At 71.4% G+C, this 10,746-nt stretch carries 8 protein-coding genes; 1 reads left to right on the top strand and 7 read right to left on the bottom strand.

Annotation, left to right across the window (positions count from 1 at the left end):
- Positions 1-42: 42 nt before the first annotated feature.
- Genes OG390_RS10715 through OG390_RS10700 form a run of 4 tightly spaced genes read right to left on the bottom strand, consistent with a single transcriptional unit; the run spans position 43 to position 3,829 of the window.
- Positions 43-1,068 (bottom strand): L-idonate 5-dehydrogenase, encoded by a 1,026-nt coding sequence (locus OG390_RS10715; protein ID WP_406166968.1) that lies wholly within the window; start codon positions 1,066-1,068, stop codon positions 43-45.
- A gap of 13 nt (positions 1,069-1,081) precedes the next feature.
- Positions 1,082-1,840 carry an SDR family oxidoreductase gene (locus tag OG390_RS10710; RefSeq protein ID WP_406166967.1) on the bottom strand — a complete coding sequence of 253 codons (759 nt, stop codon included), beginning with the start codon at positions 1,838-1,840 and terminating at the stop codon, positions 1,082-1,084.
- Between the two features lie 10 nt (positions 1,841-1,850).
- The gene (locus OG390_RS10705; RefSeq protein WP_406166965.1) at positions 1,851-3,248 is read right to left on the bottom strand and encodes a gluconate:H+ symporter; all 1,398 of its coding nucleotides are present in this window, start codon (positions 3,246-3,248) and stop codon (positions 1,851-1,853) included.
- A gap of 53 nt (positions 3,249-3,301) precedes the next feature.
- The gene (locus tag OG390_RS10700) at positions 3,302-3,829 is read right to left on the bottom strand and encodes a gluconokinase (RefSeq protein WP_406166963.1); all 528 of its coding nucleotides are present in this window, start codon (positions 3,827-3,829) and stop codon (positions 3,302-3,304) included.
- A 139-nt stretch (positions 3,830-3,968) separates the two neighbouring features.
- Here OG390_RS10700 and OG390_RS10695 point away from each other — a divergent pair, with 139 nt between their 5' ends.
- The gene (locus OG390_RS10695; RefSeq protein ID WP_399096665.1) at positions 3,969-4,670 is read left to right on the top strand and encodes a FadR/GntR family transcriptional regulator; all 702 of its coding nucleotides are present in this window, start codon (positions 3,969-3,971) and stop codon (positions 4,668-4,670) included.
- Positions 4,671-4,705: 35 nt separating this feature from the next.
- Here OG390_RS10695 and OG390_RS10690 read toward each other — a convergent pair whose 3' ends face one another.
- From OG390_RS10690 to OG390_RS10680, 3 genes are all read right to left on the bottom strand, one after another.
- Entirely contained in the window at positions 4,706-5,083 is a 378-nt protein-coding gene (locus OG390_RS10690) for a YchJ family protein (protein WP_406166961.1), read from the bottom strand.
- A 21-nt stretch (positions 5,084-5,104) separates the two neighbouring features.
- On the bottom strand, positions 5,105-6,484 hold the full coding sequence (locus tag OG390_RS10685; protein ID WP_406166959.1) for a M1 family metallopeptidase: 1,380 nt from the start codon (positions 6,482-6,484) through the stop codon (positions 5,105-5,107).
- A 77-nt stretch (positions 6,485-6,561) separates the two neighbouring features.
- Positions 6,562-10,437: a Pls/PosA family non-ribosomal peptide synthetase gene (locus OG390_RS10680; RefSeq protein WP_406166957.1), complete on the bottom strand. Its 3,876-nt coding sequence runs from the start codon at positions 10,435-10,437 to the stop codon at positions 6,562-6,564.
- Positions 10,438-10,746: the final 309 nt, after the last annotated feature.

Raw genomic sequence — 10,746 nt, 5'->3', positions numbered from 1 at the left:
CGCAGGAAGTGTTCGGGAGGCGAAAGCAGCCGCAGGAAGGGCTCAGGAGGCGAAATCCAGCAGCACCTTGCAGGACTTGTTCCGGTCGGCGGCGAGAGCGAAGGCCGACTCCGCCTCCCGGACGGGGACCACCGCGCTGACGAGGCCGTCGAACGAGGACTCGACCGCGAGCAGTGCGATCGCGTCGTCGAACTCCCCGTCGAAGCGGAACGCACCCCGCAACTCGATCTCCCGGCTCACCACCAGGTTCCCCGCGAACGGGCTCTGCCCGGGCGGCAGCATGCCCAGCTGCACGACGACGCCGCCGCGCCGCACCAGGCGGAGGCAGGTGTCGAGGCCCGCGGCGACACCGGACGCCTCGATGGCGACGTCGACCTCGCGGGGCCAGGCGGGATCGGCGGGATCGTCGGCCCGTACGACCGTGTCCGCGCCGGCCGAGACGGCGTACGACAGCGCTCGCGGCAGCAGATCCGTGACCGTGACCCGTGCGGCGCCCGCGGCCTTCGCGGCGGCCACCACGAGGCAGCCGATGGGCCCGGCGCCCGTCACCAGCACATGGCGGTCGGCGACGGCTCCGGCCCGCCGCATCGCGTGCAGTGCGACGGACAGCGGCTCGGCGAGCGCGGCCCGCCGGAGGTCCAGGCCCGCGGGCAACGCCCGCAACTGGCCGGCCGGGACCACGACTTGGGCCGCGAAACCGCCCTGGATGTGCGGCGTGCGCGCCGCGCTGCCCAGGTACCGGGTGTCACGGCACACGTTGGCGCGGCCGTCGACGCACTCGGGACAGCCCCCGCACGCAGTGGCCGGGTGCGCGGCAACAGCCGTTCCCGGCACGGGACCTGAGGCCCCGTCACCGTACGAGACCACCGTCCCGACGACCTCGTGGCCCAGCACCATCGGCTCCCGCAGCCGGAAGTCACCGACCCCGCCGTGCCGCCAGTAGTGCAGGTCGGACCCGCACACCCCGCCGTACCGGACGGCGACGAGCGCCTGACCGGGACCGGGGGAGGGCACGGGCAGTTCGTCGACCCGCAGGTCGCCCTGGCCGTGGATCACGCAACCGAGCATCGCCGACTCCCTTTCAGAGCACACTCGTCATGCCGCCGTCGACGTACAGCACCTGCCCGCTGACGAAGTCCGCCGCGGGAGAGGCGAGGAAGAGCACGCCGCCGACCAGGTCGTCGGTACGTCCCCACCGCCCGGCCGGGGTGCGCCGCCGCACCCAGGCGCTGAACTCCTCGTCGTCCACCAGCGGTCTGGTGAGCCGGGTCTCGATGTAGCCGGGGCCGAGCCCGTTGACCTGCACGCCGTGCGGGCCCCAGTCCGCGCACATGCCCTTGGTGAGCATCTTCAGCGCGCCCTTGGTGGCCGCGTAGGGGGCGATGCCCGGGCGGACGACCTCGCTCTGCAGCGAGCAGATGTTGACGATCTTGCCGTGGCCGCGTTCGGTCATCCGCCGCGCGGCCTCACGGCCCACCAGGAACGCGCTCGTCAGGTTGGTGTTCAGGATGCGGTGCCAGTCCGTGTCCGTGAACTCCAGGAGCGGGGCGCGCAGTTGCATGCCCGCGTTGTTGACGAGGATGTCGAGCGGTCCCACCCGCTCCTCGACGTCCGCTATGCCGGCGGCCACCGAGGGCCCGTCGGTGACGTCGAACACCGCGGTGTGGACGTCACCGGGCAGCTCCGAGGCGGCCTTGGTGAGCCGTTCGGGGTCGCGCCCGTTGAGGACGACCGTGCAGCCGGCCTCCGCGAGACCGCGCGCCAGTGCGAGCCCGATGCCGCGGCTGGAGCCGGTGACAAGAGCCGTACGGCCGCTGATGTCGAAGAGCGGGTGACTCATCCGTGTACTCCTAGATCACGAGGGACAGCAGCAGGACCAGTCCTCCGCCGACCACCGAGATGATCGTCTCCATCACCGACCAGGTCTTGATGGTCTGGCCGACGTTCAGGCCGAAGTACTCCTTGACCAGCCAGAAGCCGGCGTCGTTCACGTGGCTGAAGAAGAGCGAGCCCGCGCCGATCGCCAGGACGAGGAGGGAGGTGTGCGCGGTCGACATGTCGGCCGCGAGGGGTGCGACGAGACCGGCCGCCGAGATGGTCGCGACGGTCGCCGAACCGGTGGCGAGCCGGATGGCCACCGCGATCAGCCAGGCGAGCAGCAGCGCGGGGATCGACCAGTCCTTGGAGATGTCCAGGATCATCTGGCCCACACCGGAGTCGATCAGGGTCGCCTTGAAGCCGCCACCCGCGCCGACGATCAGCAGGATGCCCGCGATCGGGGCGAGGGACTTCTCGACGGTCGTCGCGAGGCGGTCCTTGGTGAAGCCGGCCGCGCGGCCCAGCGTGAACATACCGACGATGACGGCCGCGAGCAGGGCGATCAGCGGCGCACCGATGACGTCGAAGACGCGCTGCACCCGGTCCGTGGGGTCGTCGACGATGATGTCGACCAGGGCCTTGGACAGCATCAGGATGACCGGCAGCAGCATCGTGGCGAGGGTGGCGCCGAAGCCGGGGCGCTTCGCCAGGTCCTCGGAGGCGCGGGTCGGGATCATCCGGTCGGGGGCGGGGACGTCCACCCAGCGGGCCGCGTAGCGCGAGAAGAGCGGACCGGCGATGATCACCGTCGGGATGGCGACCAGGACACCGAGCGCGAGCGTGAGGCCGAGGTTGGCCTTGACCGCGTCGATCGCGACCAGCGGACCGGGGTGCGGCGGGATCAGGCCGTGCATCACGGACAGACCTGCCAGTGCCGGGATGCCGATGCGCATCAGGGAGTAGTTGCCGCGCTTGGCGACCATCAGGACCACCGGGATCAGCAGCACGATGCCGACCTCGAAGAACAGCGGCAGACCGATCACGGAGGCGATCAGCACCATCGCCCACGGCATGGCGCGCCCGCCCGCCTTGGCGAGGATCGTGTCGACTATCTGGTCGGCGCCGCCGGAGTCGGCGAGCAGCTTGCCGAGGATCGCGCCCAGCGCGATCAGTACACCGACGCCGGCGACGGTCGAGCCGAGCCCGGTCGTGAAGCTGGCGATGGTCTTGTCGAGCGGGGCCCCGGCGAACGCGCCGAGGGCGAGCGAGCCGATGGTCAGGGCCAGGAACGCATGCAGCTTGAACTTGGTGATGAGCAGGACGATGACGGCGATGCCCGCCAGCACGGCGATGCCCAGCTGAGCATGGCCTGCCGAGGTGATCGGCTCGACGGCGTCCGCTGCCAGCATCTCGGCGCTGAGTCTGGTCACGGTTGATCCCTTGCTTGAGAAAGGTACGAAGGGGACAGGGGTACGGCGAAGGGTTACTGCGAGGGCTGGGCGAGCCCTTGGAGCGCGGCAACGGCCCGCTCGGTGATCTCCTCGGGGCCGCCCGACACGTCCACGGCGACACCCGCCTCGTCCGCCTCCAGCGGCTGCAGGGTGGCGAACTGGGAGTCCAGGAGCGCTGTCGGCATGAAGTGCCCCTGGCGGTGCGACATCCGGTCCTCGATGAGCTTGCGTTCACCGGTGAGGTGCACGAACACGACTCCGGGTGCCGCTGCCCGCAGCCGGTCCCGGTAACTGCGCTTCAGCGCCGAGCTGCTGACCACTCCGCCGAGTCCGGCCCGCTCGTGCGCCCAGGCGCCGATCGCGTCCAGCCACGGCCAACGGTCCTCGTCGGTCAGCGGTGTGCCGGCCGTCATCTTGGCGATGTTGGCCTGCGGGTGGAAGTCGTCGCCCTCGGCGTACGGAACGCCGAGCCGGGCCGCGAGCAGGGGACCGATGGTGGTCTTGCCGGTTCCTGCCACGCCCATGACCACGACGACATGGGGGGTACGCGTCAGCTGCATCGTGCTCTCGCCGTCTTCATCGTCTTCATCGACATCTGATGTCGACGACACTGAAACTCATTAGGTACGACGAATTCAAGAGTCTGTGACATATAAGTCTGACTTTTTGTTCCTGGCGATGGCCTCGTACGCTGACCCCATGACCACACGGGGCCGGGGGCTGCACGGACATGTACTGGAAACCCTCGGGCCGGCGATCACGGCGGGGGAGTACCCGCCCGGCAGCGTGCTGCGCACGGACGAACTCGCGCAGCGCTTCGAGGTATCGCGCTCCGTGATGCGCGAGGCGGTCCGGGTTCTCGAATCCATGCACCTCGTCGAGTCCCGCCGCCGCGTGGGCGTCACGGTCCGCCCCAAATCCGAGTGGAACGTCTACGACCCTCAGGTCATCCGCTGGCGGCTGGCCGGCGCCGACCGCCCCCACCAGCTGCGTTCGCTCACCGTGCTGCGCTCCGCCGTCGAGCCGATCGCCGCGGGCCTGGCCGCCCGGCATGCCACGGCCGAGCAGTGCGCCGAACTCACCGAGTGCGCCCTGGGCATGGTCGCCACGTCACGCGGGCACCAGCTGGAGGCGTATCTCGTCCACGACGTCGCCTTCCACCGGGTGATTCTCAACGCGTCGGGCAACGAGATGTTCGCCCGTCTCGGTGACGTCGTCGCGGAGGTCCTGGCGGGCCGTACCCACCACGAGGTCATGTTCGAGGACCCCGACCCCGCCGCCGTCACGCTCCACGTCCAGGTCGCGGAGGCCGTACGGGAAGGCGACGCGGCCCGCGCCGAGGAGCTCACCCGCGAGATCACGGTCGGCGCACTCCAGGAGCTGGACATCCTGGCGCCGTAGGCCCCACCGGCTCCACTGGTCGAGGCAGTCCCCTTCTACTGGTCGAGAAAGTCGCCGTCCACGTACACCCACGTCCCGTCGACCCGCTCGAAGCGGCTGCGCTCGTGCAGCGAGCCGCCCCGGTAGGAGGCCCGGAACGTCACGGTCCCCACGGAGTGGAACGCCGACCCCTGACTCGTACCGAGAATCTCCAGCCCCGTCCACCGCATCCGGGGGTCGAACTCCACCCGCGCAGGCCGCGTTCGTGGATGCCAGGTCCTCAGCAGATACCCCTCGTCCTCCTTCACGAAGGCGCAGTACCGCGACCGCATCAGCGCCTCGGCGGTCGGTGCCGCGGCCTCACCGCGGTGGAAGCGCCCGCAGCACTTCGCGTACGGCTCGGGAAGCCCGCAGGGGCAGGAACGACTGGTCATGGCTGCCATTCTGCCGAGGGTCTAGGCCGAGTCGGCGTTCGTCGGCGGGTACGTGGGCCGGGCGGGAACCGGCGCGGCGAGCGTCGGCACGGGTGGGAGGGCGGGCTCGTACAGCCAGGCCGCGAACACGTCGTCCAGGGGCTCCGCCGTGTAGCGGGATGCGTGCGCGGTGAAGGCCGCCGTGGTGACCGCTCCGCTCCGGTGCAGGGTGGCCCAGCCGCGCAGCATGCGGAAGAAGGCGTCGTCACCCATCGCGCAGCGCAGCGCGTGCAGGGTGAGCCCGCCGCGCTCGTAGAGCCGGTCGTCGAACATCAGCTTGCGGCCCGGGGCGGACAGGACCAGGTCCTGCGGCTGCGCGGACAGCTTCCGGTGCGCTGCGGCGGCCAGTCGCTGCGCCGTACGGCCGCCGGACCGCTCCGACCAGAGCCACTCCGCGTACTTCGCGAAGCCCTCGTTCAGCCAGATGTGCCGCCAGTCCGCGATGGAGACGCTGTTGCCGAACCACTGGTGCGCCAGCTCGTGCGCGATCAGCCGCTCCGACCCGCGCGCCCCGTCCACGTGGTTGGCGCCGAACAGCGACAACCCCTGTGCCTCGACCGGGACATCGAGTTCTTCCTCCGTCACGACCACCGCGTACTCGCCGAAGGGATACGGCCCGAAGAGGTCCTCGAACAGCTCCATCATCGCGGGCTGCCGCGCGAAGTCCCGGGAGAACTCGGAGAGCAGATGCGCGGGCAGATGACCGGACTGCGGTACGCCGCCGAGGCCCGGGTCGCCGAGCAGCACCGTCTGGTACTTCCCGATCGACAACCCGACCAGATAGCTGGACGTCGGCGCCGCCTGCTCGTACACCCACGTGGTCGTGGAAGCCTTCGTCGTACGCGTCAGCAGCCGGCCGCCCGCCACCACCGAGTAGGCGGAGGGGGTGGTGATCGAGATCTGGTACGAGGCCTTGTCGGCCGGGCGGTCGTTGCACGGGTACCAGGACGGCGCCCCGGTCGGCTGGCTCGCCACCAGCGCCCCGTCCTCCAGCTCCTCCCAACCGAGCCCGCCCCAGGGGCTGTTGACCGGCTTGGGGTTGCCCGACCAGTGCACCTCGATGGTGAAGGCGGCGCCGGCCCGGATCGGCTTCGCCGGGCGGATGCGCAGCCTGCCGCCGCGGTGCGTGTAGTGCGGCGCCTTGCCGTCCACGCGGACCCGGCCGATCCGGAAGTCGGCCAGGTTCAGCTGGAATTCGGTGAGCGGCGCCCGGCCGGCTATGGCGTTGAGCCGCGCGGTGCCGGAGAGCCGGTTCGGGCCGGGACGGTAGTCCAGCGCGAGCTCGTACCGATGCACCCGGTAGCGGGGATCACCGTTGGCCGGGAAGTACGGGTCCGATCCCACTGTCTGCTGAACACTCACCGCTGCGACTGCTCCCTGCCCTGTGCTCGTACGACTTGCCGCTGTACCGCCCTTCGTATCCGATCCGGTCATGTCTTCTATGAACGCCATGCCTCGATCGGGTTGCCCAGCCAGCGGGTGTCGTCGGGAACGGACTCCGCCGCCATCACCAGCGACGCGGGACCCAGGGTGGAGCGGGCCCCGACGGTGCTGCCGGGCAGGACGATTCCGCCCGGGCCCAGGGTGGCGCCCTCACGGAGAACTACAGTATCCGTCCGCAAGATCCGGTCGTGGAAGAGGTGGGTCTGCAGCACACAGCCCCGGTTCACCGTCGCCGCGTCCTCCAGCGTGACCAGGTCGGTCTCGGGCAGCCAGTAGCTCTCCACCCAGGTGCCCCGGCCGATGCGGGCGCCGAGCCCGCGCAGCCACGCCGTCATCAGCGGCGTACCGGGCACGGAGCCGGCCAGCCACGGCACGGCGACGACCTCGACGAACGTGTCCGCGAGCTCGTTGCGCCACACGAATCCGCTCCACAGCGGGTGCTCACCGCTCCGGTGCCGGCCCACGAGCAGCCACTTCGCCAGGATGGAGACGAGGCACGCGAGAGCGCCCACGGCGAGCAGCACCACCCCGGACAGCGCCCAGCCCCACGCCCCCAGCGCACTCAGTGCGGCCACCGTCAGTACGGCCAGCGCCGCCGAGCAGAACACCGGCACGATCCGGCACAGCTCGACCAGGCCCCGCCCCCACAACAGGCGCACGGGCGGGTCGTACGTACGGCTCCGGTCGCCGTCCTGCGTCGAACGCGGCAGCTTCACCGGCGGCAGCCCCAGATACGAACTGCCCTTCTTCGCCTTCTTCGGCGTCGCCGACAGCACACCGACCAGGCCGCCGTCCGGCACGCTGCGGCCCGGCGCGGTCATCCCGGAGTTGCCGAGGAACGCCCGGCGGCCGATCTCGGCCCGCCCGATCCGCATCCAACCGCCACCGAGCTCGTACGGTGCGGTCAGCGTGTCGTCCGCGAGGAAGGCGCCCTCACCGACGGTGGTGAGGCTGGGCAGCGCGAGGACGGTGGAGACCTCGGCGCCCCGCCCGATCTTCATGCCGAGCAGCCGCAGCCACACCGGCGTGATCAGCCCGGCATACAGCGGGAACAGCGTCTCGCGAGAGCGGTCCATCAGCTGGGTGACCGTCCAGGCCTGCCAGCCGACGCGGCCGTGCGTCGGATGCGTGCCCTCGTGCAGCCCGAGGCTCAGCAGACGCACGGCGACCAGGAGCAGCAGCGCGTAGGCGAGACCGAAAGCGAGCGTCGCCGGCACCAAAGCGAGCGCGGCACCGCGCAGGGCCGCGCCGAGCCCGGCGTCCGCGCTCACGAACACATGCGCCACGAGCAGGGCGGCGACGCCCGCCAGCAGGGGCAGCGCGGACAGGGCGAACCCGGTCGCGCCGTACATCGCCCGCCAGTACGTGCCGCGCTGCGGCCGTTCGTTGGGCCAGGCGCGCTTCGCCTTGCCGAGCTTGACCGCGGGGGCTCCGGCCCAGCGCTGCCCGGTCGGAATGTGTCCGGACACGGCGGAGCCGGGGGCCACCTCGGCCCGCTTGCCCACGCGCGCACCGGGGAAGAGCAGGCTGCGCGTGCCGACCACCGCGTGCGCGCCCACCTTGACCGGGCCGATCTCCAGCCGGTCGCCGTCCAGCCAGTGCCCCGACAGGTCCACCTCGGACTCGACAGCAGCACCCCGGCCGAGCTTGAGCATGCCGGTCACCGGCGGCAGCGAGTGCAGGTCCACGTCCGGGCCGATCTTGGCGCCCAGGGCACGGGCGTACCGCTCCAGCCAGGAACCGGTGAGCGAGGTCGCGCCGCTGAACTCGGCGAGCCGCTCGGCCGTCCAGAGCCGGAGATGAACGCTTCCACCGCGCGGGTAACGCCCGGCCTTCACGTCCCGCAGCAGCAGCCGCGCCCCGCCCGCCGCGATCGCGAGCCGCCCCGGCGGACTGAAGAAGACGAGCGCACCGGCGGCGACGAGCCACCACGACGCGCTCGGCGCCCACGGATAAGGCCCGAACCAGTGCAGTACGTTCCCGAGCGCGGCCAGCGCCACGGTCCAGCGCAGCCCGAGCAGCGTGAACAGCGGGATCAGCAGAAGCAGCTGGGTCGCCTTGGCGCGCAGCGGGACCGGCGCGACGATCCGCTCGGCGCCGTCGTCCTGCGCGGACTTCTCCAGGCGCCGGGCCAGCTTGCGCAGGACGGGCTGCTGGTAGATGTCCAGGACCGCCGCGCTCGGATAGCGGGTGCGCAGCCTGGTCGTGAGCTGGGCGGCGGCGAGGCTGCTGCCGCCGATCGCGAAGAAGTCGTCGGACGCGCCCGCGACGGGGATGCCGAGCACCTCGCTCCACTGCTCGGCGAGCCAGGCCTCGGTGCCGTAGAGCTGTTCTTTCGCGGCGCCCGTCTCCAGGCCCTCCAGCGGCCAGGGCAGCGCGTTGCGGTCGACCTTGCCGGACGTCCGGGTCGGCAGGTCCTCGACCGGGGCGAGCAGCGGCACCAGGGCGGCGGGCAGCTCGGCGCGCAGCCTCTCCACGGCGGTGGCCTGATCCCAGCCGTCCTGGGTGACCACATAACCGACGAGCAGCTGGTTGCCGCTGCGCGCGGTGCGCACGGCGGCGGCCGCGCCCGCGACCCCGGGCAGGGCCTGCAGGGCCGCGTCCACCTCACCGAGCTCGATCCGGCGCCCGCCGAGCTTGATCTGCTCGTCGGCCCGTCCGAGGAAGATCAGCCCCTCCGGCTCGGCCTTGACCAGGTCACCACTGCGGTACGCCCGCTCCCAGCCCAGCGACTCCAGCGGCGCGTACTTCTCCGCGTCCTTCTCGGCGTCGAGATACCGGGCGAGCCCGACCCCGCCGATCACGAGCTGGCCGCTGTCGCCCATGGCCACGGGCTCGCCGGCCTCATCGACCACGGCCAGCTCCCAGCCGTTCAACGGCAGTCCGATCCGGATCGGCTCCTCGCCGGTCATGAGGGAGGCACAGGCGACGACGGTGGCCTCGGTGGGCCCGTAGGTGTTCCACACCTCGCGGCCCTCGGTCACCAGCCGCTGGACCAGCTCGGGCGGGCAGGCCTCACCGCCGAAGATCAGCAGCCGGACCTCGTTGAGCGTCTCGGGCTCCCACAGGGCGGCCAGCGTGGGCACGGTGGAGACGACGGTGATCTCCTGCTCCACCAGCCAGGGCCCGAGGTCCGCACCGCTGCGGACCTGCGCGCGCGGCACGGGCACCAGACAGGCGCCGTAGCGCCAGGCCAGCCACATCTCCTCGCAGGAGGCGTCGAAGGCGACGGAGAGCCCGGCCATGACCCGGTCACCGGGCCCGATCGGGTCCTCGGTCAGGAACAGCTCGGCCTCGGCGTCCACGAACGCGGCGGCGCTGCGGTGACTGACGGCGACGCCCTTGGGCTTGCCGGTGGATCCGGAGGTGAAGATGATCCACGCGTCGTGCTCGACTCCGGGCCGGGCGGCGACAGCCTCCGACCGGCCGTTGACGGTCAGCTCGTGCCCGGCGCCGACGACCGCGCGCACCGCCGCCTCGCCGAACACCAGCTCGGCCCGCTCGTCCGGGTCCTCGGCGTCCACCGGCACATAGGCGGCACCAGCGGCCAGTACGGCGAGGATCGCGACGTACAGCTCGTTGGTGCCGGAGGGGACCCGGACACCGACCCGGTCGCCGAGGCCGACCCCGGCGGCGCTCAGCCGCCGCCGCAGGGCCTCGATCTCGACGGCCAGGTCACGGTACGTGAGGCAGCGGTGCCCGTCGTCCAGCGCGGGCTCGTCGGGGTACGCCCGGACGGAGGCGTCGAGGAGGTCGACAAGGGTGCGGGGCGAGGCGGCGGAGGAGGCGGAGAAGCGTGCGGGGTTGCCGAACTCCGCGCGCACCTCCTCGTCGAACAGCGCGAGTGCGGGGCCTTGCTCGAGGGCTGCCATCGGGTCCTCACGTGTTGTTTCCCGGAGCGTCCGGGTCGCTGGTGGGCCCGCAGGTACGCCTGGGGATATTCCGGTCCAGCTCCAAACAAGCGTGAAATAGTAGTACGACGCTATCCGCGGACCTGGTCGTCAGCCATGCGAGGAGCCCTCCCGGGGCACCGGAACCATTGGTTCCGCAGTGCTGACGGTGCTCTGACATGGGGATATGTCATCCTGACGAGATCTGCCCCACATCTGCCCGTAACGTCTCGAACACAACGAGCGAGGGTGGCCGGTGTCGCGCGCGACGGGCCGACAACGTAACGAGCT

It is taken from the genome of Streptomyces sp. NBC_00996 (assembly GCF_045162675.1).
In the GTDB taxonomy this organism is placed as follows: Bacteria; Actinomycetota; Actinomycetes; order Streptomycetales; family Streptomycetaceae; genus Streptomyces.
The sequence above is the reverse complement of the archived record's forward strand: the minus strand, read 5'-3'. Positions and strand labels throughout refer to the sequence as shown.